The sequence below is a fragment of the Nocardia sp. NPDC004718 genome, from assembly GCF_053601535.1.
In genome coordinates this window covers 143,985-167,747 of the sequence record NZ_JBSGCA010000010.1, presented here as the reverse complement: position 1 = coordinate 167,747, position 23,763 = coordinate 143,985, and the positions used below count along the sequence as shown (strand labels likewise).

The 23,763-nt window shown below is 67.4% G+C and carries 28 protein-coding genes and 1 pseudogene; 13 read left to right on the top strand and 16 right to left on the bottom strand.

Annotation, left to right across the window (positions count from 1 at the left end):
- Nucleotides 1–103 precede the first annotated feature (103 nt).
- Nucleotides 104–595 (top strand): carboxymuconolactone decarboxylase family protein, encoded by a 492-nt coding sequence (locus ACWEH3_RS10715; RefSeq protein ID WP_450021163.1) that lies wholly within the window; start codon nt 104–106, stop codon nt 593–595.
- Nucleotides 596–611: 16 nt separating this feature from the next.
- Here ACWEH3_RS10715 and ACWEH3_RS10710 read toward each other — a convergent pair whose 3' ends face one another.
- Both ACWEH3_RS10710 and ACWEH3_RS10705 read right to left on the bottom strand, forming a co-directional pair.
- Nucleotides 612–1,319, bottom strand: a complete 708-nt coding sequence (locus ACWEH3_RS10710; RefSeq protein ID WP_450021165.1) for a hypothetical protein — start codon at nt 1,317–1,319, stop codon at nt 612–614.
- Between the two features lie 77 nt (nt 1,320–1,396).
- Nucleotides 1,397–2,959, bottom strand: a complete 1,563-nt coding sequence (locus ACWEH3_RS10705) for an amino acid permease (protein ID WP_450021167.1) — start codon at nt 2,957–2,959, stop codon at nt 1,397–1,399.
- Nucleotides 2,960–3,110: 151 nt separating this feature from the next.
- Between ACWEH3_RS10705 and ACWEH3_RS10700 the strand changes: the two genes are divergently transcribed.
- On the top strand, nt 3,111–4,484 hold the full coding sequence (locus ACWEH3_RS10700) for an FAD-dependent oxidoreductase (protein WP_450021169.1): 1,374 nt from the start codon (nt 3,111–3,113) through the stop codon (nt 4,482–4,484).
- 5 nt (nt 4,485–4,489) lie between these two features.
- Here ACWEH3_RS10700 and ACWEH3_RS10695 read toward each other — a convergent pair whose 3' ends face one another.
- The gene (locus ACWEH3_RS10695; RefSeq protein ID WP_355075288.1) at nt 4,490–4,879 is read right to left on the bottom strand and encodes an ankyrin repeat domain-containing protein; all 390 of its coding nucleotides are present in this window, start codon (nt 4,877–4,879) and stop codon (nt 4,490–4,492) included.
- A 28-nt stretch (nt 4,880–4,907) separates the two neighbouring features.
- Entirely contained in the window at nt 4,908–5,543 is a 636-nt protein-coding gene (locus tag ACWEH3_RS10690; protein ID WP_397074959.1) for a UdgX family uracil-DNA binding protein, read from the bottom strand.
- A gap of 126 nt (nt 5,544–5,669) precedes the next feature.
- Between ACWEH3_RS10690 and ACWEH3_RS10685 the strand changes: the two genes are divergently transcribed.
- Entirely contained in the window at nt 5,670–6,977 is a 1,308-nt protein-coding gene (locus tag ACWEH3_RS10685) for a glycosyltransferase 87 family protein (protein WP_450021173.1), read from the top strand.
- A 24-nt stretch (nt 6,978–7,001) separates the two neighbouring features.
- Here ACWEH3_RS10685 and ACWEH3_RS10680 read toward each other — a convergent pair whose 3' ends face one another.
- Nucleotides 7,002–7,448 (bottom strand): nuclear transport factor 2 family protein, encoded by a 447-nt coding sequence (locus ACWEH3_RS10680; RefSeq protein ID WP_450021175.1) that lies wholly within the window; start codon nt 7,446–7,448, stop codon nt 7,002–7,004.
- A gap of 74 nt (nt 7,449–7,522) precedes the next feature.
- Nucleotides 7,523–7,714, bottom strand: a complete 192-nt coding sequence (locus ACWEH3_RS10675) for a hypothetical protein (RefSeq protein ID WP_450021177.1) — start codon at nt 7,712–7,714, stop codon at nt 7,523–7,525.
- Nucleotides 7,715–7,824: 110 nt separating this feature from the next.
- On the opposite strand from ACWEH3_RS10675, the gene ACWEH3_RS10670 reads away from it, so the two are divergent.
- Genes ACWEH3_RS10670 through ACWEH3_RS10655 form a run of 4 tightly spaced genes read left to right on the top strand, consistent with a single transcriptional unit; the run spans nt 7,825 to nt 9,217 of the window.
- Nucleotides 7,825–8,001 carry a hypothetical protein gene (locus ACWEH3_RS10670; RefSeq protein WP_450021179.1) on the top strand — a complete coding sequence of 59 codons (177 nt, stop codon included), beginning with the start codon at nt 7,825–7,827 and terminating at the stop codon, nt 7,999–8,001.
- Nucleotides 8,002–8,048: 47 nt separating this feature from the next.
- Nucleotides 8,049–8,207: a hypothetical protein gene (locus ACWEH3_RS10665; protein WP_450021181.1), complete on the top strand. Its 159-nt coding sequence runs from the start codon at nt 8,049–8,051 to the stop codon at nt 8,205–8,207.
- A 33-nt stretch (nt 8,208–8,240) separates the two neighbouring features.
- Nucleotides 8,241–8,519, top strand: coding sequence for a sterol carrier protein domain-containing protein (locus tag ACWEH3_RS10660; RefSeq protein ID WP_452358303.1), 279 nt, complete (start codon nt 8,241–8,243; stop codon nt 8,517–8,519).
- Nucleotides 8,453–9,217 carry a trans-aconitate 2-methyltransferase gene (locus ACWEH3_RS10655; RefSeq protein ID WP_450021183.1) on the top strand — a complete coding sequence of 255 codons (765 nt, stop codon included), beginning with the start codon at nt 8,453–8,455 and terminating at the stop codon, nt 9,215–9,217. The genes ACWEH3_RS10660 and ACWEH3_RS10655 overlap by 67 nt, the downstream gene beginning before the upstream one ends.
- Nucleotides 9,218–9,230: 13 nt before the next feature.
- On the opposite strand, the gene ACWEH3_RS10650 is transcribed toward ACWEH3_RS10655, so the two are convergent.
- Nucleotides 9,231–9,515 (bottom strand): ANTAR domain-containing protein, encoded by a 285-nt coding sequence (locus tag ACWEH3_RS10650; protein ID WP_450021185.1) that lies wholly within the window; start codon nt 9,513–9,515, stop codon nt 9,231–9,233.
- A 175-nt stretch (nt 9,516–9,690) separates the two neighbouring features.
- Here ACWEH3_RS10650 and ACWEH3_RS10645 point away from each other — a divergent pair, with 175 nt between their 5' ends.
- The gene (locus ACWEH3_RS10645) at nt 9,691–9,972 is read left to right on the top strand and encodes a hypothetical protein (RefSeq protein WP_355075301.1); all 282 of its coding nucleotides are present in this window, start codon (nt 9,691–9,693) and stop codon (nt 9,970–9,972) included.
- Between the two features lie 72 nt (nt 9,973–10,044).
- Here ACWEH3_RS10645 and ACWEH3_RS10640 read toward each other — a convergent pair whose 3' ends face one another.
- From ACWEH3_RS10640 to ACWEH3_RS10625, 4 genes are all read right to left on the bottom strand, one after another.
- Nucleotides 10,045–10,245, bottom strand: coding sequence for a hypothetical protein (locus tag ACWEH3_RS10640; RefSeq protein WP_450021187.1), 201 nt, complete (start codon nt 10,243–10,245; stop codon nt 10,045–10,047).
- A 177-nt stretch (nt 10,246–10,422) separates the two neighbouring features.
- Nucleotides 10,423–10,842 carry a MerR family transcriptional regulator gene (locus ACWEH3_RS10635; protein WP_450021189.1) on the bottom strand — a complete coding sequence of 140 codons (420 nt, stop codon included), beginning with the start codon at nt 10,840–10,842 and terminating at the stop codon, nt 10,423–10,425.
- A gap of 9 nt (nt 10,843–10,851) precedes the next feature.
- On the bottom strand, nt 10,852–11,406 hold the full coding sequence (locus ACWEH3_RS10630; RefSeq protein WP_450021191.1) for a class I SAM-dependent methyltransferase: 555 nt from the start codon (nt 11,404–11,406) through the stop codon (nt 10,852–10,854).
- 339 nt (nt 11,407–11,745) lie between these two features.
- Complete coding sequence (locus tag ACWEH3_RS10625) at nt 11,746–11,916, bottom strand: hypothetical protein (protein WP_355075308.1); 171 nt, start codon at nt 11,914–11,916, stop codon at nt 11,746–11,748.
- Between the two features lie 488 nt (nt 11,917–12,404).
- Here ACWEH3_RS10625 and ACWEH3_RS10620 point away from each other — a divergent pair, with 488 nt between their 5' ends.
- The 3 genes and pseudogenes from ACWEH3_RS10620 to ACWEH3_RS10610 form a co-directional block, all read left to right on the top strand.
- Nucleotides 12,405–13,193, top strand: a complete 789-nt coding sequence (locus ACWEH3_RS10620) for a hypothetical protein (RefSeq protein WP_450021193.1) — start codon at nt 12,405–12,407, stop codon at nt 13,191–13,193.
- 46 nt (nt 13,194–13,239) lie between these two features.
- Complete coding sequence (locus ACWEH3_RS10615; protein ID WP_450021195.1) at nt 13,240–14,856, top strand: FAD-dependent monooxygenase; 1,617 nt, start codon at nt 13,240–13,242, stop codon at nt 14,854–14,856.
- A gap of 85 nt (nt 14,857–14,941) precedes the next feature.
- Nucleotides 14,942–15,613: pseudogene (locus ACWEH3_RS10610) on the top strand (dienelactone hydrolase family protein); the annotation flags it as partial.
- Here ACWEH3_RS10610 and ACWEH3_RS10605 read toward each other — a convergent pair.
- Together ACWEH3_RS10605 and ACWEH3_RS10600 are read right to left on the bottom strand one after the other, a co-directional pair.
- Complete coding sequence (locus ACWEH3_RS10605; RefSeq protein ID WP_450021197.1) at nt 15,594–16,715, bottom strand: CapA family protein; 1,122 nt, start codon at nt 16,713–16,715, stop codon at nt 15,594–15,596. The pseudogene ACWEH3_RS10610 and the gene ACWEH3_RS10605 sit on opposite strands and share 20 nt — an antisense overlap.
- A gap of 86 nt (nt 16,716–16,801) precedes the next feature.
- The gene (locus ACWEH3_RS10600) at nt 16,802–17,341 is read right to left on the bottom strand and encodes a hypothetical protein (RefSeq protein WP_450021199.1); all 540 of its coding nucleotides are present in this window, start codon (nt 17,339–17,341) and stop codon (nt 16,802–16,804) included.
- Nucleotides 17,342–18,029: 688 nt separating this feature from the next.
- On the opposite strand from ACWEH3_RS10600, the gene ACWEH3_RS10595 reads away from it, so the two are divergent.
- Both ACWEH3_RS10595 and ACWEH3_RS10590 read left to right on the top strand, forming a co-directional pair.
- Complete coding sequence (locus ACWEH3_RS10595) at nt 18,030–18,806, top strand: MHYT domain-containing protein (RefSeq protein WP_450021201.1); 777 nt, start codon at nt 18,030–18,032, stop codon at nt 18,804–18,806.
- 134 nt (nt 18,807–18,940) lie between these two features.
- A complete protein-coding gene (locus ACWEH3_RS10590; protein WP_450021203.1) occupies nt 18,941–19,909 on the top strand; it encodes a TIGR03557 family F420-dependent LLM class oxidoreductase in 969 nt (322 codons plus the stop codon).
- Between the two features lie 178 nt (nt 19,910–20,087).
- Here the strand turns inward: ACWEH3_RS10590 and ACWEH3_RS10585 are convergent, their stop codons facing one another.
- The 3 genes from ACWEH3_RS10585 to ACWEH3_RS10575 form a co-directional block, all read right to left on the bottom strand.
- The gene (locus ACWEH3_RS10585) at nt 20,088–20,699 is read right to left on the bottom strand and encodes a TetR/AcrR family transcriptional regulator (protein WP_450021205.1); all 612 of its coding nucleotides are present in this window, start codon (nt 20,697–20,699) and stop codon (nt 20,088–20,090) included.
- Complete coding sequence (locus ACWEH3_RS10580) at nt 20,696–22,327, bottom strand: FAD-binding oxidoreductase (protein ID WP_450021207.1); 1,632 nt, start codon at nt 22,325–22,327, stop codon at nt 20,696–20,698. The genes ACWEH3_RS10585 and ACWEH3_RS10580 overlap by 4 nt, the downstream gene beginning before the upstream one ends.
- A 99-nt stretch (nt 22,328–22,426) precedes the next feature.
- Entirely contained in the window at nt 22,427–23,464 is a 1,038-nt protein-coding gene (locus ACWEH3_RS10575; protein WP_450021209.1) for a cupin domain-containing protein, read from the bottom strand.
- Nucleotides 23,465–23,763: the final 299 nt, after the last annotated feature.

Below are 23,763 nucleotides of genomic sequence, written 5' to 3'. Positions count from 1 at the left end.
TCCTTTCAAGCCTCGATAGAGGCAAACAACCATCAGCTACACCCCACCGCCCTGGGCATCCAGGGCACCAACCCCAGACACCTACAAACTTAGGGAAACATCCATGATCATCGACGTTCCCGAGGGCAAGGATCCGATCGGCTACGTCTGGGGCGAGATGGTCCCCGGCATCGGCGTCGCCGCCTCGAAGTTCTCGCTGTCGGTGTACTCGCACAGCACGCTCGGCCTGCGTGAGTTCGAGGCGGCCCGGCTGCGCATCGCCCAGATCAACGGCTGTCTGTTCTGCATGGACTGGCGCACCGAACGCGACGGGGTGAAGGTCGAGCCCGAATTCGCCCACGCCGTCACCAACTGGCGCACCACCGACGCTTTCGACGAACGCACCCGGCTCGCCGCGGAATACGCCGAGCGTTACGCCACCGATCATCACAACCTGGACGAAGAGTTCTGGCATCGGATGCTCGCCCGCTACAGCCAGGCCGAAGTCGTCGAACTGAGCATGAGCATCGGCTCATGGCTGGCCTTCGGCCGGTTGAACCACGTGCTCGGCTTGGATTCGGTGTGCGTGCTGCCCGGCCATACCGGCAACCGGTGAACCGGGGCCGAGAAGGCTAGACCGGCATTCTCGACACCCACGCGGGCTGCCCGTCGACCAGACCCAGTTCGAACTCCTCGGGAGCGTCGAGCACAGCGCCGAGCTGGCGGAGCGCTCGATCGGCGGAGATTTCCGCCGGGAAACGGATGTATTCGAGAGTGGCGCCGGATATCCGGGCCCGGAATCGGTACCGGAATTCGACCTGACCCGCGTAGGTCAGCGCGATGCGACCCTGCCAGTCGATGTCGTGCCTGCCGTCGGACCGCCGGGTGAACGACACTTCCTGGTCGGCGACCGAGTCGTGTCCGAGCAGATAGATGTTGAACGCCAGGTATTCGACGTCGTCGGCGTGCGCGAGGGGCAGCGGGTCGACCGTGAGGCACTGCGGCTGTTCGGATTTCAGTCGAAAGGGCCGACCCGGCGCCGCGGCGCGCAGGCCGGTGGCGTCGTCCTCGCCCCAGTACGTGGACGACAGCGTGCAGCTGTGATAGTTCTGCCACACGATCGGCGACAGCCAGTCCTCGCCGTCCTCCTCGCCGTGGGCGGGGTCGCGTTCGGCGTTGTACGCCGCGGAGCGCAGATGCAGATCGAACCACAGGCTGCCGGCCTGGTCCATGCGGCCGGTCCACGCGAACTCCTCGATCGCGTGCCCTTCCGGCCACGGATTGCCCGGGAACACAATTCTCCCGGCGGGCGAAAAACGCACCAGGTCGGTCCTTTCCATGCCGACACACCCTAGCGACCGAGGCCGACAAACTCGATACGCCAGATCAGGGAAGCCGCGACCGGACCGGTCGTGCCTCAGGCGGTGGCCGGCGCCTCCTGCTCCGGCTGGTCGGCGGGCGGCTCGTCCACCGTCCGTTTCGGCCCGGTGAACCAGGTCCGGGCCGACGCCAGCCACCAGATGCCGATCGCGCCCACCACGCCGACCAGGGTGATCGGTGCGTAGTTCACGGTGTTCCAAGTGAATTCGCTGTGCCAGGGATAGCCGCGGGCGTCGGTGGGCAGGATGAACAGAAAGCTGATCAGCACGATCCAGATCAAGGCGACCACGCCGACCGGGCGATACCACGCACCCAAGTGCCATGGGCCGGTACGGAATCGGCTCCCGTGCCGCTGCCGCAACAGGATCGGAATGCCGTAGGCGATGTAGAGCCCGATGGTCGCGACCGAGGTCGCCGCGGCGTAGGCGGTCGGTGCGTTCGCCGCGGGCACCAGCATCGACGGAATCAGCAGCACGAACGCGAAGAACGAGATGAACAGCACCGCGTGCACCGGTACCTTGCGCGTGGAAAGCCGCGACCAGAACCTCGACCCCGGCACGGCGCCGTCCCGCGCGAACGCGAACAGCATTCGGGAAGCCGAGGTCACCGAGGCATATCCGCAGAACAATTGCGCGACCGCCGCGATGATCAGCAGCGAACCCGACCAGAAGCCGTTCAGCGAGTTCTCCAGGATGTAGATCACGGGATAGCCGCTGTTCTTCGCGGGATCCAGCGCGTCGTCCAGATTCGGGATGGCGAACGTCACCGCCATGATGAGCAGATATCCGGCGATCGCGGACACGACGATCGTGTTGATGATCCCTTTGGCCGCCATCCGCGACGCATCGTGTGTTTCCTCCGACATATGCGCGGAAGCGTCGTAGCCGGTGAAAGTGTACTGCGCGTGCAGCAGGCCGAGCAGGAAGCTGAACGCGACCCCGCCGAATCCGATCGCGCTGTTGTCCACCGTCTCGGTGAAGACGAATCGGGCACTCTGGTGGTGTTCCGCTCCGAAGCCGAGGACGACCACGAAGATCGCCACACCACCCACGTGCCACCACGCCGACACGTTGTTGATCACCGCCGACAGATGCGGGCCGATCACGTTCAGGACGGCGTGCAAGATCAGGATGGCGGCGAACACCAGGAAAATCGCGGTGCGGTCGGTGCCGATGTCGATTCCGACGACGTTCAACACCACGGTGGTGAAGATGGCGGCGCCGTAATCGATAGCCGCGGTCACGGCGATCTGCCCGATCAGGTTGAACCATCCGGTGAACCAGCCCCACACCGGTCCACCCAGTTCGGCGGCCCACCAGTACAAGCCGCCGGAGGTCGGGTAGGCGGAGGCCAATTCCGCCATGGCGAGTCCGACGAACAACACCATGAGCGAGACCAGCGGCCACCCCCAGGCCATGGTGATCGGGCCGCCGTTCGCCAGACCGATGCCATAACTGGCCAATCCACCGGTCAGGATGGACACGATCGTGAAGCTGATGGCGAAATTGGAGAAACCCGACCATGATCTGGCCAGTTCCTGCTTGTAGCCAAGTTCGGCGAGCCGACGTTCGTCGTCGGAAGGGGGTCGGGTCTCGGTCATGTCGTGCTCCCGGGTCAAAACGCTGCCCTCATACCGCGTTTGCCAGAAGATCAGTGTGAAGTACGGATCGGTCACCCGCAGCGCAACCAGCAAATTCGTGGAACGGTGGCCCACGCGGCCGCCGGGTGGACGCCGAACGTAGCGTGAAGCCATGAGCGAGCGACTGGTGGTCATCGGCGGTGACGCGACCGGAATGTCGGCGGCCTCGCAGGCGCGCCGGATGAAGCACGCCGACGCGCTGGAGATCGTGGTCTTCGAACGCGGCGGGTTCACCTCCTACTCGGCCTGCGGCATTCCGTATTGGGTCGGCGGTCACGTCGCCGACCGGGATGCCCTGATCGCCCGCACGCCCGAGGAACATCGGTCCCGCGAGATCGACTTGCGGCTGCACACCGCGGTCACCGAGATCGATGCCGAGCAGGCTCGCGTGCGCTATCGCGACCGGGAAACCGGCGCTTCGGCATGGATGTCCTACGACCACCTCGTCATCGCCACCGGCGCCCGCCCCGTCCGGCCGCGGCTGCCCGGTATCGACGCGAAGGGTGTGCACGGTGTGCAGACGCTCGACGACGGGCAGGCCCTGCTCGACACGCTGGAGCGGGCGCGCGGCAACCGCGCCGTCGTGGTCGGGGCCGGTTACATCGGCGTGGAGATGGCCGAGGCCCTCATCCGGCGCGGCTACGACGTCACGATGGTCAACCGCGGCTCGGAACCCATGTCCACGCTCGACCCCGACATGGGTGCTCTGGTGCGCGACGCGATGTGCGGAATGGGCATCAAGGTGGTCGGCGACGTCGAGGTGTCCGAGTTCCGGACGGATGACGACGGCCGGATCGCCGCGGTCGTCACCGACACCGCGGAATACCCGGCCGACGTGGTGGTGCTCGGCATCGGCGTGCGCCCGGAGACCGAACTGGCTCACGCCGCCGGTCTGCCGCTGGGGGAGTACGGCGGGCTGCGGACCGATGTCGCCATGCGGGTACGCGGGCACGAGAACATCTGGGCGGGCGGCGATTGCGTCGAGGTGCTCGACCTCGTCTCGGGCCGGGAACGCCACATCCCGCTCGGCACCCATGCCAACAAGCACGGTCAGATCATCGGTGCGAACATCGGCGGGGGTTACGCGCTCTTTCCCGGCGTCGTGGGCACCGCGGTCAGCAAGGTCTGTGAACTCGAGGTCGCCCGAACGGGTCTTCGTGAGAAGGACGCCAGGGCAGCGGGCCTGCAATACGTGACCGTCGAGGTCGAATCCACCAGCCGCGCCGGCTACTACCCGGACGCGGCGCCGATGACGGTGAAAATGCTCGCCGAGCGCCTCACCGGACGCTTGCTCGGTACCCAGATCGTGGGACGGGAGGGCGCGGCCAAGCGCGTCGACATCGCCGCGGTCGCGCTGACCGCCCGGATGACCGTCGAGCAGATGACGATGCTCGATCTCGGTTACGCACCGCCGTTCTCCCCGGTGTGGGATCCCGTTCTGGTGGCCGCGCGCAAGGCCGTCACCGCCGTGCGCAAGCGCGGGTGACCCGCTCAGCCGAAGATTTCCAGCAGCTCGGTCTTGCCGAACATGACCGCGGCGTCGCGGGCCGACGGGGTGCCCGCGTCGGGGTCGGCGCCCGCCGCCGCGAGTTGTCGCACGATCTCGCTCTCGCCCTTGAAAACCGCGCCGGCCAGCGGAGTCTGGCCCTTGTCGTTGGCGCGGTCCGGATCGGCCGACCGTTGCAGCAGCGCCGCCACGGCATCGGCGTGCCCGTGGTAGGCGGCGAGCATGAGCAGGGTGTCGCCCGCGTCGTTGGTAAGGTCGACCGGCACGCCGGCGTCCACATAGGCGGCCAACCTCGCGGTGTCCCCGCGCCGAGCGAAGTCGAACACCTTGGCGGCCAGTTCCAGCAATTCCGGGTCGATCTCGTCGGTGCTCATCCACTCACTCCTGTCCTGGGCCGCGTGATCAGCGCGCCGCCGCCGACTTTCCCAGTTGTTCCCGCACTATGCGCAGATCGTCGACGAACGCTTCGTAGGCGGCGGTACGGTCGGGCGCGCGCAACACCGACGACGGGTGCACGGTGGCGATCGCGCGGAAGTCGGCCGTCTCGACGACCTCGCCGCGGCGTGCGCTGACCTTGAACGCGGGGCCGAGCACCGCCTGCGCCGCGATCGCGCCGAGGCACACCACCAACCGCGGACGCAGCAGATCGAGTTCGGCGTCGAGCCATGCCGAGCAGGCGACCACCTCGGTGCGGCCGGGTTGCTTGTGGATGCGCCGCTTGCCGCGCTCCACGAACTTGAAGTGTTTCACCGCGTTGGTCAGGTAGACCGCGTCGCGGTCGATGCCGACCTCCGCCAGCGCCCGGTCGAGCAGCCGCCCCGCCGGACCGACGAACGGATGGCCTGCCACGTCCTCCTGATCGCCGGGCTGCTCGCCGATCAGTACCACGTCGGCGTCCTGGGGCCCCGCGCCGAACACCGTCTGCGTGGCATGACGGTAGAGATCGCACCCGTGGCAGTCGCAGGCCGCTTGCCGCAGCCGCGTCAGATCCGCGTTCTCGGGGACGTACATCGCGGCGCCGGGCGCCTTCGTCACCATCGGCCGACCTCCTGTGCCCCTTGTGCTGGTGGCGGCTTACCCGTTTCCGCAGCCCTCACGCGACAGTCGCGAAACCGCCTCCCCATGTGGTGAACGAGCGGACCCGGGTCGGTATAGTCGCCGCGGATGAGTAGTGTCACCGCCACCGCCGGAACGCCGATGTCCCAGAACCGTCGACTCGCGCGCGTGCTGCGCCCGGCGCCGGTCCTCGCACTCGCGTTCTCCGCGTTCTGCCTGCTGACACCGGTCTGGCCGTTCCACAAGATCACCGGCGGGTTCATCGACCTGCAGGTGTATCGCCTGGGCGTGGACGCCATGCGGCACGGCGCCGACATGTACGGGCAATTGCCGCAGACCACCATCGGAGCGGGCCTGCCCTTCATCTACCCGCCCTTCGCCGCGCTCGCGCTCGGCCCCTTCGCGATGCTGCCCTGGGACGTCGCCGCGTTGAGCTTCTTCGTCTCGTCGGTGGCCGCGTTGGCCCTCACGCTCTATCTGGTGGCGCGGCGGGTGTGGCCGGACGAGTCGCAGCGCCGGCTGGCAGTCTGGGCCACCGCGTGCGCCACTCCGCTGGGGCTGCTGCTGGAGCCGATTCACTCCACGCTGGACTTCGGTCAGGTCAACCTGTTGCTGATGGCCCTGGTCGCCGCCGATTGCCTCACCCACAAGGCGCGCTGGCCCCGGGGCATGCTGATCGGCGTCGCCGCCGCGATCAAGCTGACGCCCGCGGCCTTCGTGCTCTACTTCCTGGTCCGGCGGGATTACCGCGCGGCCGCGACCGCCGCGGTCACCGGCGCGGCCGCCACGGCGCTCGGCTTCGCAATTCTGCCGAAGGAGTCCGTCAAGTATTGGTTCGGCGGCCTGGGCAACGTGTCCGGGCTGAGCGGTTCGGCATTCCACACGAATCAGTCGATTCAAGCGGTGTTCTCTCGTTTCGAAACGCCCGAGCCCGCGTTCACCATCATCTGGTTGGTCCTCGGCGCGTTGCTGCTCGCGCTGGTGGTCACCGCCATGCGCAGAGCCGCCGACTTGCCCGCGCTCGCGCTGTCCCTCAACGCCGTCTTCACGCTGCTGGTTTCGCCGATCTCTTGGTCCCACCACTGGGTGTGGATCGCGCCCGCGTTGTTCGCCATGGTCGGTCACGCGTCCCGCCTGCCCGGCAGGCGGGCGATCGGGTGGTGGGCGACGTTCGTGGTGACCGCGGCGGTATTCGTCATCGGCCCGCACAACTGGCTGCCCGACGGCGAGCACCGGGAGACCGCGTGGACACCCTGGCAGCATTTCATCGGCAACACCTACGTCTGGTTCAGTGTGGTGCTGGTCGTGCTGTTCCTGGTCGCCCGCAGGCGGAAGGTCGTGGGCGACGGGAGCCCCGCGCGCGAGGAACCCGCCCACACGTCCGAGGCCCCGCCATCAGCGCTGTCGGCGCGCTGAGGAACAGCGGCGGTCTCCGTAGCGTCAGCCCATGCCGGGAGCGGACGGCGCGACGAAGAGGAAGCTCTTCTCCTCGACGCGCTGCTCGATCCGCCACTGTCCGTCCACGCGGACGAACGTGTCGTGGTACCAGAGGCCGCACAGCATCATCGTCGGCGGTCCGTCGCCGCCGGACACGAGCATCGGGTTGTGACACATCGTCCGCCCGGTGGCGGTGTCACCGTCGACTCGGATGGACGAGTTGCTGATCAGGTGTTGGAAGGCCGGGAAGTTGGGCAGGACGGCGGCGAGGAACTGCTTCGTCGCCGCCAGATCGCCCACCGATCCGCCCATGGCCGAGTAGTCGATGTGCGCATCCGGGGTGAACACCTCGTCCAGCAGGTCCCACTGTCGAGTGTCGACCGCGTGCGAATACCGCACCATCAGGTCTTCGATCTCGAGCCGATCCGAAATCTCCTGCAACGACAGCATGCCTGCCTCCCGATTGACGTCGATACCCGGGTAGATGCCACCAGGATTCGGCGTGCGAGGCAAGGTCCGCGCGGTCAGGCCTTGCGCGGCAGGATGTTCAGCACGAGTGTGAGCCCCGCCACGATGCTCACACACGCCACGAGAGTGGTGAACGCCGATTGGGTGAGCGCGGCGATGCCGATCGAAAAGGCAAGGCACGTGGTCAAAGCGAGCGCGCCGGTTCCCGGCTCCACACCGGCGATGCGGGTTGGTCGGTAATCCGTCATAGCTATGTGATACCCACCGCGGCCCGTTACGAAACCGTGATGCCAGCTGACTTTCCGCCTGAGCGTGCCCGCAGGTCGGCATCCGATGGCGGCTCGTGCAGGATCGAGTCGTGATCGTCGCTGTGCAGACCCTCCTCACCGAGGACGACATCCGTTCCGCCAACGCTCTTTTCCGCACGGCCATGGTGGGCTTGCCGCCGCTGACCCCTGCCGCGGAGCTGTCGGAGCCCGGCCGCACGCTCGGCGCCTACATCGATGGCGAACTGATCGGCACCGCGGAGTCGTAGACAGTCCGCTGCGCCACCTGCTCACCGACGAACGCGCGGTGCGCGTGGTGTCGACCAGGGACGAGACCTGGTTGCGCCTGGTCGATGTCGGGCACGCGCCGGCGCGGCGCACCTATCGCGAGGCCGCCGCGGTCGTGGTGGAGGTGCGGGACCCGATCCTGACGGCGAACTCCGGCCGCTACCGGATCGCTGTCGACGGCGTGTGACGAGTTCGGGAAAACCCGGATCTCACCACGGGTATCTCCGATCTCGCGGCGGTCTATCTGGGCGGAACGACGTGGCGCGAACTGGCTTTCGCGGGCCGTGTCGACGAACACCGTCCAGGTGCGGTCGCGGTCGCGGACGCGCTGTTCGCCGTCGACTCGTTGCCGTTCTCGGGGAACCTTCTTCTGAGCACGAGGCAGGCGTACAGTACGTACGTACGGTTTGGTAGCGAGCCTCGGAGTGGCCTATGTGGGATCCCCAGCAGTACCTCGCCTTCGACGATCACCGGTCCCGCCCGTTCTTCGACCTGCTGAGCCGGGTCGCCGCAGCCGAACCCCGGGTGGTGGTGGACCTGGGCTGCGGTCCCGGGCATCTCACGGCGGTCCTCGCGCGGCGCTGGCCGGGCGCGATCGTGCGAGCGCTCGACTCGTCGCCGGAGATGGTCGCGGCCGCGCGAGATCGTGGCATCGATGCGACGCTCGGTGCGGTACAGGAATGGCAGCCGAGCGCGGAGACCGATGTCGTGGTCTGCAACGCCGTCCTCCAATGGGTGCCCGGGCATTCGGACCTGCTGGCTCGGTGGATGCGAGAGCTTCCCGCGGGCGCGTTTCTGGCCGTGCAGGTGCCCGGCAATTTCGACGCGGCCTCGCACCGGGCGATCCGCCAGGTGGCCGCTCGCGACGATTGGCGCGACAGCCTCGGACGAGCGGGCATCCTCGAGCCGAGGGCGGTGCTCGATCCCGCCGGATACGCCGACCTGCTCGCCGCCGCGGGCGGGGCGGTCGATGCCTGGGAGACGACGTACCTGCAACGCTTGACCGGAGAAGATCCGGTGCTCGAGTGGGTCACCGGCACGGCGTTGCGGCCCGTGCGCGGGGCCCTCGACGACGCGCAGTGGCAGGAGTTCACAGCGCAACTCGCCCCACTGTTGCGCAACGCCTACCCTCGACGCGCCGACGGCACCACTTGGCTACCCTTCCGGCGAGTCTTCGCCGTCGCCCAGAAGCGGTAGCCCGCAGCGGCGCTCAACGGCCTTGCTCGTGCGCCGTCGACAGCAGCCGGTCGACCCGGCTGCGCAGTTCGCTGGTCACGCCGGGCAGGCCGACCGACGGTAGCTCGGCGGCCACATTGGCGGCGAGAACGCGCAATTTGGTGTTGGTTTCCTGCGACCGCACGCGCAGGATGTCGAACGCTTCGTCGGCGTCGAGGCCATAGACCAGCATGACCGCGCCTTTGGCTTGTTCGATCACCGCCCGCGCGGCAACCGGGTCGAGGTCACCGCCCGCCGTGCCGTCACAGTCGTAGCTCACATGCACGCACTACCCGTCCACGGCGGTTCGACACGGCTTCGCGCGCGGCGAACGCCGGCGTTGCGGTGGCCTCGGCCCGGCGAGGGGTTGACGCGAGCCTCGGGGATCGCGATACTTCGAACGTCATAGCGATTGCGTATAACTTGTCCTGCGGAAACGCGACGGAGACAGATCAATGACGATCCATACGGCAGTCGAAGCATTTCTTCTGGCTCAGGTGGACGACCCGGTCCCCGAAGCCCCCCCGAACTCGGAAAAAATTCTCCAGCTGTTCCGGTATTTCACGTGGTTCGTGATTCTCTCCGGAGTCACCGGAATCGCCTATGCGGGTGGAAGATTCGCCTGGGAGAAATGGAACGGTGGTCCGCTCGCGTCGGCGAAGATGGTCGCGGGCGGAATGCTCGGCGGTGTCATCGCCACCAGCGCGGGGACGATCATGAATGCGCTGATCGGTTGAATCGGCCGGCCGACGCGGTGGAGCACGGAACGCCACTGCACCGGCCGGCACGTACGAATCCGGCCGCCGCGGTCAGTCGGTAACCTCCAATTCGACCAATTGACCCGGCGTGAAAGACTTTTCGCGCCGGTTGGTCTCGATGCCGAAAACCGCGACCACGAGGTCGCCGCCCGGCTGGACCACTCCTGCTTGGGTGAGGGTGCCGTACCCGACGACGGATTCGCCGACATGATCGGCGAGTTCCACCGCGGGAATTCGAATCGTCCTGCTCACGGGGCACCTCTATCGAGTCGAAGTGTTACTGGCTGCTGTGTCCGAGTTCGCAGGACTCGATCCTAATCCGAGAAAAGCGGCGCGGCACCCCCTGTCGCCGCCGATTCACCGCGCCGCGCCCGCACGGCGGCAAACTACGCCGTCAGGACGGAATTCCGTGCGCCGTAACGATTTACCTCATGGCCTTGACCGGTTCGTGACCAGCGCGAGCGCGTCGGCGACCTTGGCCCGGAAGTGCGGGCAGTCACGGAAGTCCGCGGCGGCGCAGTCGAGAGCGTGCGTGATGGTCTCCAGCGCCGCGGTGGACTGCGCGATCCGGCTGACGAGCTGGTCGCGGTGGGCACGCAGCAATTCGCGGCGAGCGGAGCGGTCGGATGCCTCGGCGAACAGTGTGGCGAGTTCCTCCAGCGACAAACCCACCTGCTTGCCGATCAGGATCATCGCCACGGTTTCCGCATCGTCGTCGCGGTAGCGGCGACGGCCCGCCCCGTCCCGCCGCGGCGCGAGCAATCCGGCATCCTCCCAGTGCCGCAGCACGTGGGTGGCCAGACCGAACCGCGCCGCGAGTTCCCCGATCGGCATGTCGTCGCCCGCCATACCCGCACTCTAGGCGGCGCGGGCGGTGAGCCGCGTGTACAGCCCGATGGGCTGACGCCGCGGACGTACCGCTTCCCGCCGCACGGTCGCCGCCTCGAACGAACGGCGCAGCGCGCTGAGCGCGGCCGCCGAGCGCAGGAAACGGAAGTCGTAGATCGCCACGGTGCCGCCGGGTCGCGATACCCGCGCCAGCTCGGCTATCGCGCGGTCGACCTCCGGCCACTCGTGCATGCTCAGGCTGGAGACGACCAGCTCGAAGCTGTCGTCGGGGTAGGGAAGCGCGGCCACGTCACCGACCGACAGTTCCACCGCGGCGCCGGACAGCTTCGCATCGGCGAGGTCGATCATGTGCGGGGAGAGGTCGATGCCGTGCAGCCGCAGATCCGGCCGCCGAGAACTCAACTGCGCCAATAGTTCCCCCGGCCCGGTCCCCACGTCGAGCACCCACGCCCCCGATTGCGCGATTGCGTCTACATCCGCGGCGATCCGGCGGTACAGGCCCCCGAGTAGCCGGGAAGCCCGCTGGTCGTAGCCGCGGCTCTGCTTTGCACCGAACGTTGTCATGGTCACCTCTCCTCGTGCTGCGCTCAGCTTGCGAGTTGAGGTCGACCTGAAGTCAAGAGCTGCTTTCGGCGCCGAGTCGCCCAGGCTTGCCACCCGCATCGCGCCTCGGTGGACGACACGGCGATCGCGGGTGCGGCACAAAGGAGGTCGATGGTGACAGTGCCGCCGCAACGGTCGATCCGCGTGCGGCGGCAACTGCGGCGATCTGCCTTCCTCATGTCGGTTCGCGTGACACTGGGCGGAATGCCTCGCACACCGCCGATCATGGGAGCTGGAGAAGACTTCCAGCCCAGAAGTGCGACCCCGCCGGAACGCGGCGAGGCCGCACAACAGGCGCTCTCAGATGCACCAGACGGCGCTGCCGAGCGGTATGCAGAAGACTACCGAGCCGAAAACCGGCGTCGCGGCGCCCGACGGCGTCGTTTCGGCGGTAGCGGCGGGAGCCGCGATGACGCCGAAGGAGACGGCCATTGCGGTCGCTGCGACGATTTTCGTGATTTTGGTCGACATTGTGCATCCTTTGACTCGAGTGAAACTTAACTCTGACTCACGAGATTCATGCTTCACCCATAGTGTGGTGAGCACCAGGCAAGGAAACGTCAAGTTCCCCGGCATTACGTAACAGGACGATCACCGATGGCGCTTTTTTCGGGGTAGCGGCAGCCAACCCGGGCGAAAAACCTACCAGCAGATTCTTTTTGCCCACAATCACCGGAATTATGCGCTCCGATATGTAGTCGACTTTCCTTTGCCCAATGGAGACCTGACTATCTCCGATCGTGTCGTGGAGCGATAGCCATCGGCCCGATGCGTTGCCACGGCAGGCGCTGTGCGGATTCGTTCGGCGCGGGGCAGAGCCGTTCGGTAACGGTGATCGTTACGCCCTCGAAGCGGGGTGGGGCCGCACGTTGGGCCGCGTCACCGCATCCGTATGGAGACTTCCCACTGTTGGTGAGTAGGCCCGAATTAGGTCGGTGCCGCGACCCTAAACTGAGGTAATGGTGCAGCCAACGCCTTGGCAGTCGGACGAAACGCGAGACGACCGGTCCGCCCGGCAGGACCGGGCGGGAAGCGGCGCCGTCGTGCCGGCGAAGGCAATTCTGGCCGCGCTGCGCGGATATTGGGGCTATGTGTGGGCCGCGGTCGGAAGCCTGGTGACGCTCGTGCTGCTGTTCCAGCCATGGCTCACCGCCGCGGGCGCCGATGGCAAGGTCAGCACCAACGCGTTCGGCAAGATGGAGATCACCACGCGGTTCCTCAACGTCTGGTCGCGATCGGCGCCTCCCGGCGCCCGGATCACCGGCTTCTGGGCATTGCTCGCCTGTGCCGCTATCGTCATCGCGCTTTTCGCGATCGTGGTGAACCTGCGCCTTCGTATCGAGGCGCTCAATCGGCTGGCGACGCTGGCCACGTTGGTCGCCGCGCTGTTCGTGGTGTTCACCGTGCTCTACATCAACAGCAAGGGCCCCGAGCTGAAGGCGATGGTCGGACGCAAGACGGATCTGGGCGGGCAGATCGGATCGTTGATGAACTGGGCGTTCGGCAACGGCAAACTCGTCGTGCCCGGTATCGGGCAGGTCGCCTACACGTCCGCGACGCTGACGCCATGGGCGCTGCTCGCGGGCGTGACTTCGCTGGGCTCGGCGGTCGCCGCCGTCACCCAGTGGGTCCGCAACCGATCGGGCAACCTGTTCCGCCTCCCGTTGCGCATCAACGTCGTCACGTCGAAGCCGTCCGCCGAATCCGAAGACGCGGACCGACCGTCAACGCCCGGCGGGGCCGAGTAGACTCGCCCGAATCACTGTGTGAGTACGCAGTCCGAGGCGGTATCGCATGGTCGGCACAGAGGTACTCATAGCCGGTGCTGGGCCGGTCGGGTTGACCGCGGCAATCGAGTTGGCCCGGCGCGGTGTCGCCTGCCGAATCGTGGACGCGCTGCCCGAGCCGCCCCGTTACGTGAAGGCCGTAGGCATCCAACCGCGAACGCTCGAGGTGTTCGAAGGGTTGGGTGTCCTGCGCCGGATGCTCGACGTATCCCTCCAATTGCGTGGCCAGTTGGTCTACGTGAACGGCGCCGAGGTGGCCAGGACGGAACTCACGCTGCCCGCGGACGTGCCCTACGGGTTCATCGGGCTGCCGCAATACGTGACCGAGCGAATCCTGCGGGAGCGATTGGCCGAGACGGGCACCCGGATCGAACGCGCCACCTGGCTGACGACCTTCGAGCAGGACGACAGCGGCGTGCGCGCGGTGCTCGTCGACGCCGACGGCGAACACACCGTCGACGCGCAGTTCCTGATCGGCTGCGACGGAGCGCACAGCATCGTCCGCAAGAGGCTGGGCCTGTCCTTCGGGGGAGCGGCGTTCGCCGAGCAATACATGCTCGGCGATGTCGAACTCGACTGGTCGCTGCCCCGCGGCTACGTGATCCGCTCGACGCACCGCACCGAAGGCGTCACCGATGACCTGCTGGTGTGCATACCGTTGCCGGGACGCGGCCGGTACCGAGTGTCGATGCTGGTCCCCGACGAGCTCACCACCGCGGAAACGCCCAACCCCGACCAACTCGTGCACGGATTCGAAGGCGGCCCCACGCCGCGGTTGCACCATATCCAAGCCGTCCTCGACCGCCTCGCTCCCGAGCCGGTCACCGCGTCGAAACTGCGGTGGTCGTCGGTCTTCCGAATCAGTCACCGCATCGTCGATTCCTACGCGCGCGGACGGGTTTTCATGGCAGGCGACGCAGCGCACATTCATCCGCCCACCGGCGCGCAGGGGATGAACACGGGCATTCAGGACGCGCACAATCTCGCATGGAAGCTCGCGCTGGCGGTCAGCGGCGACAGTGCGCCGAAACTGCCTGCCAGCTACGACGCCGAGCGCAGGCCGGTCGGCGAAGAAGTGGTCGGACGCACGGTGCGCAGTGCGCGAGCGGGTATCGGGGCCGGGGAATCGGACCTGGATTTCGTCATCCGGCGTGAGGCGCAACTGCTGATCGACTACCGCGACAGCCCGATCGTCGCGCGCGCGGCCGACCGCTGGCCGGGTCTGCGGGCGGGACTGCGCGCTCCCGACGCCGCCGGGTTGGTCCGCGGCGCGGTCACCTTCCCGATCCGCCTGTTCGCGCTGCTCGGACGGACCGATCACGCCCTCCTGCTCTACGCCGACGACAGCGCCGGGACCGAAATCGGGGCGCTGGCCGATCTTGCCGCAGCGGCGCGCCGCCGAGCGCACCGGCGCCTGGACGTGTACCTGCTCGCCGCGCCCGGAGCCCGGGTCGACGATACGCTGCTGCCGGTCATCCGCGACCGTGACGCCGATTTCGCGAAGGCCTACGGTGCCACCGGCGCGGCCGCGTATGTCGTGCGTCCCGACGGATACCTCGGTTACGCGGGGTGGGCGTCCGCGGTCGACGATCTGGCCGAGTATCTCGGCGCGACGTTCCGCTGACGGCGCCACGCCCATCGTGCTGACGAAGGACCTTCGCCCTTGCGTGCGACCGACTCGATCGGGTACGCCGGATAACAGGAGGTGTTCGATGCCGTCCGCACACCCGTCCCCGACGCGGACAGAAGAGGTCATCGTGCCGTCGGAGTACACCCGACTGGCCGGGGTGCTGGCTGTGCCGCCGGAGCGCACCGCGCTGATCGCCTTCGCCCATGGCAGCGGCAGCGGCAGGCGCAGTCCGCGCAACCGGTTCGTCGCCGAGGTCCTCAACCAGGCGGGATTCGCGACGATGCTGGTGGATCTGCTGACCGTCGAGGAGGAAGGCGATCGCGCCCGCGTGTTCGACATCCAGTTGCTCGCTCACCGGCTGGTCGAGGTGACGCACTGGCTGCGGACGCGGCCGGAGCTCGGTGGCCTGCCGACCGGATATTTCGGGGCGAGCACCGGCGCGGGCGCGGCACTGTGGGCGGCGACCGAACCGGGCACCGAGATCGCGGCGGTCGTCTCCCGTGGCGGTCGTCCGGATCTGGCCGGTTCGCGGCTGGGCTCGGTCCGCGCACCGACACTGCTCATCGTGGGTGGCAACGATCGATGGGTACTGGAGATGAATCGGGAGGCGCAGTTACGGATGCCGTGCCCGAGTGAGCTGGACATCGTTCCCGGCGCGACACACCTGTTCGAGGAACCCGGTGCGCTCGAACAAGTCGCCGACTCGGCGGTTGCGTGGTTCCATCGCCATCTCACCGTCGTGGGGCACTGAACACGACAGGGAGGTCGTCGGTTCCGGGCGCCACGCGGGTGCCGAAACCGCGGCTGATGTCTTCTAGTTTGGCGCAGAGCCAACGGGATTCGGCGCGCGGCGCCCATTCCAGGCGCATGTGCCGCACCTGCAGTGGAATCAGCCGGACCTCCGCCGAACCGTGGTCGACCGCCACGAGATACAGCGGATGCAGGTCCGTGTGGTACCGCTCGTGGCCGCGGATGCCTTCGTAGTCGTCGATGACGTCGCCGCACCCGTAGAGGATCGGTTTGCCACGGTAGATCTCGATCGGACGCGGATGATGCGCGGAGTGCCCGTGCACCACGTCGACTCCGGCGTCGATCAATCGGTGCGCGAACTGTGTTTCGGTTCGCGTCACGTCGTAGCCCCAGTTCGGCCCCCAATGCACGGAAACGATGCCGATGTCGTTGTCCCGCTTGTGCGCCGCCACCTCGGCGGCGACATCATCGGCCGCCGTGGCGCCGGGGGAGTAGCCCACTCGCCACAGGCCCGGCCGGTCGCGCCGTGCCGACCAGGATTCCGGAACACCGCTGGATCCGGCGGCGACCGACACGATCACCACGCGGCGGCCGTCGGCGAGTTCCACTGTGGCGGGGGCACGGGCGCCCGCGAGGTCGGCCCCCGCGCCGGCGCGGTCGATATGCGCGGCGTCGAGCGCTTCGAGGGTGTCGGCGAGCCCGGGAATTCCGAAATCGAGCACGTGATTGTTGGCCAGCGCGCAGACCACCGGTGCGATCGCGGTCAACGCGGGCACGTTGTCCGGATGCATCCGGTAATGAATGCCCTTCGCGGGAGCGAACGCGCCGTCGGCGGTGATCGACGTCTCCAGGTTGAGCAACCGCACCTCGGGGTCGAGCTGGGCGAGCAGCGGCAGCACATCACCCCACAAGTGCCGGTATCCGACCGGATGAGTGAACTCGCCGTGCGCGCGCTCGGCCAGCTCCACGTAGGTTCGTGCGTCGTTGACGTACCGTTCGCGCAGCCTCGGGTCGCCGGGATGCGGCAGGATCTGGTCGACACCCCGGCCCAGCATGACGTCGCCGCCGAGCAGCACCGTCGTCATGTCACCATTGTCGATCATCGCGGCCTCGATGTGAACGCGTCGCTGGTCGCGTGCCGCACTCGATCGGGCGTGACCCGTGCTCGCCGAACTCCTGGAGTGGTCGGCTACCGAGTCGCCTGGCGGGCCATCGAAAGCAGTTGTTGCGGGTCGTCGGCGTAGACGGTGGCGATGATGTTCGCTCGCGCGGCGAGATCACGGGCGAGATCGCGGATCTCCTCCGACGCGGCCGGGTCGGCGTCGATCCCGGTCAGCAGATCGCGGGTATGGATCGCGGTAGCCTGCGCGCAGCGTCGCAGGCGTGCTTTGGCGACGGTGTCGAGCGCGGCGGGACTGAGATAACGCTGAATGTGCTCGCCGCGGTCGGTGACCTGATTGACGATCGGTTCGGTCGCCGCGTCGGTGAGCCAGCGTTCCGCGTCGGCCGTGATCTCGAAGACGAGATCGTGGTCTCGGATGTCGGTCGGATTGGCGGAGGTGGTCAGCAGGGCCATGCTCGCCCGGCCGATCGCGAGGAACCCGCTCATCGCGTGGGCGAGCAGGATATGCGGATTTGCTGTCGGCAACTGATGTAGACGTTGCCCCACGACGGTGACCCAGCAGGCGAGGTGTTCGGCTCCGGTGTCGATCGACGTCGCTGTCGGCATAGCGCGACCATACGCTGTTACCCAGGTGAGACATACGAAGAAACGCTGAAAGTTCGCCAGAAGTCGCGATTGGGCGTGCTCGCCGACCCGGCTCGCTCCGTTGCGCCGCCGCGGCAGCGCCGGAATCGGTGTCCCGATCGTCGCGTTCGTGCTGGCCTCGGACGACGATCCCAGGAGATACGAGGGCGTGGAAGGTCTTCGCCGGAGCGGGTCATCGGGGACGGAGGCCGGGGCCGTCGCGTCCGGCCTTGGGCGTTAACTGCGATTGTGCCCGTGCTCGGTTTCCGAAAGGCTGGGCCGCCGTGCCGAAATCGCATTCGCATGTGCATCCGAACGCGAGTCCGGTTGACCCATACGGCACTTCGAACTTCGGCTACCGCTCGGATACCGGCGTCCGGGTGGGCCGGTACCGACGGCCGCGGGTCCGGTGAGTGAGATTCGGGTCGTGCTGCCGTCACGTGAAAGCCAGATGCTAGCTGTCGACCGACCTTGCGTGCAGAGGCGACGCTGCGGACCGTAGCGTCGTCGCTTCGATGGCCTGTCGGCGCAGTGTTCCCGCTAGTTGGAACTCATCCTATGTTTATAAAGAGGATAGTAGTACTCTAAACCATCTACCTGCAGTTTCACTATGTGAGATCCGGGCTTCGCTTCGCCGCCGGCCCGAATCTATCCAGCGAGGGAGTGTCGCGTGCTGGAAATCGACCACTTCAGTCACGGATGGCTTACGCCCATCGTCGCCTACGTCATGTCGTTCACCGGATCATTGCTGGGACTTCGATGCGTGGCCAGATCGCGTACCGGGTCCGCACGCGACGGCTGGCTGATCGCCGCGGCGGTCGCGATCGGCGGCACCGGCATCTGGGTCATGCACTTCATCGCGATGCTCGGCTTCGCCATCGAGGGGGCGACGATCCGGTACGACGTTCCGATCACCCTGCTCAGCGCCGTGATCGCCATCGCGGTGGTGTGGATCGGACTGCGCATCGCACACCAGCGAGCGCTGGGACCGGTGGGACTGCTGGCCGGCGGCGGGGTGACCGGTCTGGGCGTCGGCGCGATGCACTACGCGGGCATGTACGCCATGAAATCCGACGCGATGATCGGCTACGACGGACGGATCGTCGCGTTGTCCATGGTGATCGCCGTCGTCGCGGCGACCGCAGCGTTGTGGTTCACGCTGCACACCCGCAGCACGCTCGTCACCGTCGGCGCGGCGGCGGTCATGGGTGTCGCGGTGTCCGGCATGCACTACACGGGCATGCTCGCGATGCATGTGCACGAAGCCGAGCACATGCACGCACCTTCCGGGGCCGGCGCGACGCAGTTGCTCACCCCGCTGATCGTGAGCATCAGCCTGGTGACGGTGCTGCTACTGCTGCACCTGGGTGTCACGGAAGTCGACGACGAGAACACCTATGTGCCGCAGGGCCGGCACGCTGCCAGTTACTGGCCGACTCGTGAGTGAACCGCCCGGGTTGCGCTTTGTCGCCGGTCGGGCCGAATGACGCGGCGAAGTTTTCACTGCCGCATGCCGGGTACGCGCGCCAAGAGCCGGTTCGCGCGGTGGCCGGCCGCTCCCAGTCGAACCAGGAGGTGGCAATGCGCATCGGGTACAAACTGGCGGCCGAGGCATTCGGTCCGAACGAGCTTGTCCGGCAAGCCGTTCGGGCGGAGGAGGCGGGTTTCGACTTCGTCGAGATCAGTGACCACTTCCATCCTTGGCTGGACAACCAGGGGCACTCGCCGTTCGCCTGGACCGTGCTCGGAACCATCGCGGCGAAGACCGAGCGGATCGAACTCGCGACCGGAGTGACCTGCCCGATTCTGCGATACCACCCCGCGATCGTCGCGCAGGCGGCAGCCACTCTGGCGATCTTGTCCGGCAACCGCTTCACCCTCGGTGTCGGTTCTGGTGAACGTCTCAACGAGCATGTCGTCGGCCGGGAATTCCCGCCCGTACGCATCCGGCATCGCATGCTGCGCGAGGCCATCGAGATCATCCGCTTGCTCTGGAGCGGCGGCTATCACTCCTACGAGGGGGAGTTCCTGAGCCTTTCCGACGCACGGGTCTTCGATCTGCCCGAGACCCTCCCGCCTATCGCCGTCGCGAGCGGTGGGCCGGAGGCGGCCGGTATCGCCGCGGAACTCGGCGACGGCCTGTTCGCGACCGAGCCCGAGTCCGAAATCGTCGAGCGCTACCGCGCGGCCGGCGGCGCGGGCCCTCGATACGCGGAAGTCGGCATGGCGTGGGCGCCCGACGAGGAGACGGCGGCGAAGGCGGTGCTCGATACGACCCGCTGGGCCCTGACCGGCTGGAAGGTGATGAGCGAGTTGCCGAACCCGGTCAATTTCGCCGCCGCGACCACCACCGTCCGGCTGGAAGACGTCCTCGACAACTTCGCCTGCGGCCCGGACCCGGCCCGCTATCTCGATGCCGCCCAGCAGTACACCGATGCGGGCTTCGACCATCTCGTGATGCAGAACGCCGGCCCCGACCCCGACGGCTTCCTGGACTTCTACCGCCGTGAACTCGACAAGCCTCTCCGCGCACTGACCCCGAGCGTCTGAGCGCGAAACTTCCATCACCGACGGGCGCGCGGTGGTTGTCGGGATGTTCCGTCGCGCCGTGCACGTCGCGGGTGGGCAGCCGCTCACGCCCGCCGGCGTGCGGCGCATGTCCGGCTTATTCCGCGCGCAACGCGTTGCCCGCGACGAGGTGTTGCATCGGAAGGCAAAGTGAGCGCGGTCAGGTCGGTCGAGTGGTCGTTCCACGGATCGTGGTGAACAGGCGCAGGCAGCGCTGGGTCATGTCCTCGGGCGTGTGATCGGGATGGTCGCTCCACCACGAGATGGTGGTGGACACGATGCTGAACCACAGCGCCAGCAGCAGCGAGTGATCGCCGGGATCGGAGCTGCCCGCATCGGCCAGAATCTCCGATACTCCTGCCGAGCCCATGCCGTTCAAGGCGTCCTGGTAATGCCGGGCCACCGCGAAGGCCGCGCCCGGACGTGGCAGTGTGGGGTCGTAGACGATCTTCCAGTTCTGGGTGCGTCCGTCCAGTGCGTGGAAGATCCCGGTCAGTGTCGCCAGCGCCCGGTCGTGCGCACCATGCGTGGACTGGGCCGCTGCGACCGCGTCGACCAGGCTCTTCCCGGCGCGGTGCACGCAAGCCGCGTGCAGTGCGTCGCGGGAGCCGAAGTAGGCGTACACGAGCGGCTTGGAAACGCCTGCGGCCGAGGCGATTTCGGCGACCGAAGCCTTGGCGTAGCCGCGTTCGCCGAATTCGGTGGTGGCGATGTCGAGGATCTGCTCTTCCCGCAGCTCGCGCGGCACGCCCTTGGTGCCCGGCCTGCTCACCGGTCCTCCCGGGTGGCCCGGTGTACGACCGGGTCGATCAGCACACCGGGATTGAGGATGCCCGCGGGATCGAGTGCCGATTTGGCCGCGCGCAGCGCCGCGGCGAAAGGTTCGGGTCGCTGGCGGTCGTACCAGGGGCGATGGTCGCGGCCGACGGCATGATGGTGCGTGATTGTCGCGCCGTTGCGGTGCAGCGCCTCCGACACGGCCGTCTTGATCTCGTCCCATTGCTCGACGGTCCGTCCCCACCGGCCCGCGGCGTAGATGCCGAAGTACGGCGCGGGTCCGTCCGGATAGACATGGGTGAACCGGCAGGTCGTGACACCGGTCACGCCGGCGGATCGGAACGCGTCCGTGGTCGCTTCCTGCACCGCCGCTCGCAGGGCCTCGAAACGGTCCCAGGTGCAGGCTGTTTCGAAGGTCTCGACGATCATGGATTGGGCGGCGAGTGCGTCGCGCTGGTAGGGCATGCGGAGGAACGCCGAGCGCCACGCGTCGGCCGCGCCCGTGCGCGCCGAGTCTTCGGCCGAATCGGTGGTGCGGACCCCGTCCGGAATCGTGCCGCCGTGCTCGCGGCAGATCTGCACCGCACGACGCATCGGCTCGTCGACGGGATGGTCGGCGGACTCGAAGCCGAGGACGAGCACCCCGCCCGCCGCGCTGGTGCCCGCGTTGATGAACGCCTCCACCGCATCCAGCAGCCGGCAGTTCGCCGGATACAACGCGGACTGGGCGATGGCGCGCGTCGCGGCCACGGCCGCGCCGTAGTCGCCGAACACCACCGACGCCCCGGACCGCCACCGCGGACGATCCTGCAAGCGCATCCACGCTTCGGTGATGACGCCGAGGATGCCCTCCGAGCCGAGGAACATCCGATCGGGTGACGGACCCGCGCCGGACGCGGGCAGCCTGCGGGATTCGCTGATCCCGGCCGGTGTGACCACCCGCAGCGATTCGACCATGTCGTCGATGTGGGTGTAGACGGTCGCGTAGTGCCCGCCCGCCCGGGTGGCCAGCCAGCCACCGAGTGTGGAGAACTCGAACGACTGCGGAAAGTGCCGCAGCGTCAAGCCATCCGGCCGCAATGCCGCTTCCAGCGCCGGGCCGAGTATGCCCGCTTGGATTCGTGCGGCTCGGCTGGTGCGGTCGAGTTCGACGATCCGATTCAGGCGGCCGGTGTCCAGCGACACCGACCCGGCATAGGCGTCGGCGCCGCGGAGTTCGACACCACCCACCACCGACGTTCCGCCGCCGAACGGCACCACGGCGACGCCCGCGCTCGCGCACCAGTCCAGGATGTCGAGGACGTCCCGCTCGGTCCGCGGCCGCAACACCTGGTCGGGTACGTGGTCGACGCGGCTGAGCAGATTGCGCACCACATCGCGGAATGCCTGCCCATGGCCGTGTGCGACCCGGTCGCCGAGGTCTTCGGAGGCCAAGGGGGTCAACGCATCCGGCACCCGGACGCGTGGCGCAGGCACGCTCAACGACGTCAGCTCCGGCGCCTCGTGCACGGTCAACTCGGCTTTCGGCAGCAGTGCCGCCACGCGTTCGGTCAGGACCTTCCGCTCGGTCCCGGTGACCGCGTCCTCCCGGTTGCCCCAACCCCACCACGATTTCGTCGCCATCGCTCCGCTCCATCCGCTGAATTGACTCAAGGGTAAATTACCTGACGATCAATTGACGGCGAATGCTCGAGGTCGCGGGCGGCCGACGCCGCGCCGCGACTACCGGACCAGTGCGTTGTTCCGCGTGACGATCAACGGATCGCTCGGCGTGAAGGGCAGGTCGGGAAGAGCGTCCAGGGCGACGCCGAACGTCGCGGCGAGCACTTTCCTGGAATAGGCGCTCATCGAGGCGCGGTAGCCGATGTCCGCGGGCGTGGGTTGGTCGAAGAAGATCAGCAAGTGGATCTCGGGGGAGTCGACGACTTCGATGTGGTGCGGGTAGGCGCGCGGGACGAAGTACACCTCGCCTTCGCGCACGATGTAGGTGTCCAAAGTGCCGTCCGGATCCATGATCGTCATTCGCGCCGAGCCGCGATGGACGTAGCCCATTTCGGCGGTCACCGGATGCCAGTGCGGTTCGCGCATGCCGTCTTCGCGCACCCGCAGCGAGTACATCGAGATGTCACGCAATGCGGGCCAGAACTGGGCGCGTGCGGTGCGCGCGGAACCGACCGGCGAGTCCACGGGGGCGGGCATCGCCTCGATCGCGAAGTGGTGCGGATCGCCGTAGTGGGCGGTGCACGGGATGTCGGGCTCGCCCTCGCGTTGTACGACGAGTTTTGCGGTGGTGTCGCGCCGGATCTTCGCGAAGTCTTCGGCGGGCAGGTCGTAGGTGTTGCCGAGCACCGAATCGGTCATCGCGCCGAGACTCGCGCTGAGTCCGAAGTCCTCCGGTCGTTCGTGGCGGAAGGCGAGGATGAACTCGGCCTCGACATCGCCGACGTTCTCCACGTGATGCAGCGCGCCGGAGTCGATGTGGAACATCTCGCCCGCGCTCACCAGGAACGAGGAGAATCTGCTGCCGTCGTCCAAGACCGAGACCAATGCCCGGCCCGCGGTGCAATAGGTGAGTTCGGTGGCGTTGGCATGCCAGTGCGGTTCGCGGATCGCGCCGGGCGCGAGCGTCAGGCGTTTGATCGAGAGCCCGCTGAGGATCGGGAAACTGTCGGCGGTGAGCCGGGTGAGCGAGCCCAGTTCGCTGCGGTGGATCCGCTCACCCTTCCGCAGGGAGGCCACATGGATCGATTGTGTCTGCACGGTTGCTCCTCGCTCGCGGTCGAAGGATCGGTGTCGCGCGATCGCGCCGGTATCGGCGCATGGCAGCTCGGGGAGACCGCGCCACACACGTCATAGCAGAAAGCTTTGCGTAGTGATTTACGACACAATCAGCAGTGCTGATGGGTGCTGCCCAAACGAATGTTTTTCACATCACACCATGTCATAGCCCAATACGGGTGCGGGTAATCCTGGGACCTTTAACACCCTCGGCGCGCCGATCCGATCGGTGTTCGCTAAGGTCCGTTCTGCACGCTCGGGTCATGGTTCACGCATTTGAG

Bases quoted from the DNA above. Each gene is read 5' to 3' on its own strand.
- ACWEH3_RS10600 (WP_450021199.1), bottom strand. From the start codon at position 17,341: ATGCCGACAGCGACGTCGATCGACACCGGAGCCGAACACCTCGCCTGC.
- ACWEH3_RS10710 (WP_450021165.1), bottom strand. From the start codon at position 1,319: ATGGAAAGGACCGACCTGGTGCGTTTTTCGCCCGCCGGGAGAATTGTG.
- ACWEH3_RS10700 (WP_450021169.1), top strand. From the start codon at position 3,111: ATGAGCGAGCGACTGGTGGTCATCGGCGGTGACGCGACCGGAATGTCG.
- ACWEH3_RS10625 (WP_355075308.1), bottom strand. From the start codon at position 11,916: ATGTCGACCAAAATCACGAAAATCGTCGCAGCGACCGCAATGGCCGTC.
- ACWEH3_RS10615 (WP_450021195.1), top strand. From the start codon at position 13,240: ATGGTCGGCACAGAGGTACTCATAGCCGGTGCTGGGCCGGTCGGGTTG.
- ACWEH3_RS10605 (WP_450021197.1), bottom strand. From the start codon at position 16,715: ATGATCGACAATGGTGACATGACGACGGTGCTGCTCGGCGGCGACGTC.
- ACWEH3_RS10690 (WP_397074959.1), bottom strand. From the start codon at position 5,543: ATGGTGACGAAGGCGCCCGGCGCCGCGATGTACGTCCCCGAGAACGCG.
- ACWEH3_RS10645 (WP_355075301.1), top strand. From the start codon at position 9,691: ATGACGATCCATACGGCAGTCGAAGCATTTCTTCTGGCTCAGGTGGAC.
- ACWEH3_RS10675 (WP_450021177.1), bottom strand. From the start codon at position 7,714: ATGACGGATTACCGACCAACCCGCATCGCCGGTGTGGAGCCGGGAACC.
- ACWEH3_RS10715 (WP_450021163.1), top strand. From the start codon at position 104: ATGATCATCGACGTTCCCGAGGGCAAGGATCCGATCGGCTACGTCTGG.
- ACWEH3_RS10620 (WP_450021193.1), top strand. From the start codon at position 12,405: ATGGTGCAGCCAACGCCTTGGCAGTCGGACGAAACGCGAGACGACCGG.
- ACWEH3_RS10705 (WP_450021167.1), bottom strand. From the start codon at position 2,959: ATGACCGAGACCCGACCCCCTTCCGACGACGAACGTCGGCTCGCCGAA.
- ACWEH3_RS10580 (WP_450021207.1), bottom strand. From the start codon at position 22,327: ATGGCGACGAAATCGTGGTGGGGTTGGGGCAACCGGGAGGACGCGGTC.
- ACWEH3_RS10655 (WP_450021183.1), top strand. From the start codon at position 8,453: ATGTGGGATCCCCAGCAGTACCTCGCCTTCGACGATCACCGGTCCCGC.
- ACWEH3_RS10685 (WP_450021173.1), top strand. From the start codon at position 5,670: ATGAGTAGTGTCACCGCCACCGCCGGAACGCCGATGTCCCAGAACCGT.
- ACWEH3_RS10680 (WP_450021175.1), bottom strand. From the start codon at position 7,448: ATGCTGTCGTTGCAGGAGATTTCGGATCGGCTCGAGATCGAAGACCTG.
- ACWEH3_RS10635 (WP_450021189.1), bottom strand. From the start codon at position 10,842: ATGGCGGGCGACGACATGCCGATCGGGGAACTCGCGGCGCGGTTCGGT.
- ACWEH3_RS10695 (WP_355075288.1), bottom strand. From the start codon at position 4,879: ATGAGCACCGACGAGATCGACCCGGAATTGCTGGAACTGGCCGCCAAG.
- ACWEH3_RS10590 (WP_450021203.1), top strand. From the start codon at position 18,941: ATGCGCATCGGGTACAAACTGGCGGCCGAGGCATTCGGTCCGAACGAG.
- ACWEH3_RS10630 (WP_450021191.1), bottom strand. From the start codon at position 11,406: ATGACAACGTTCGGTGCAAAGCAGAGCCGCGGCTACGACCAGCGGGCT.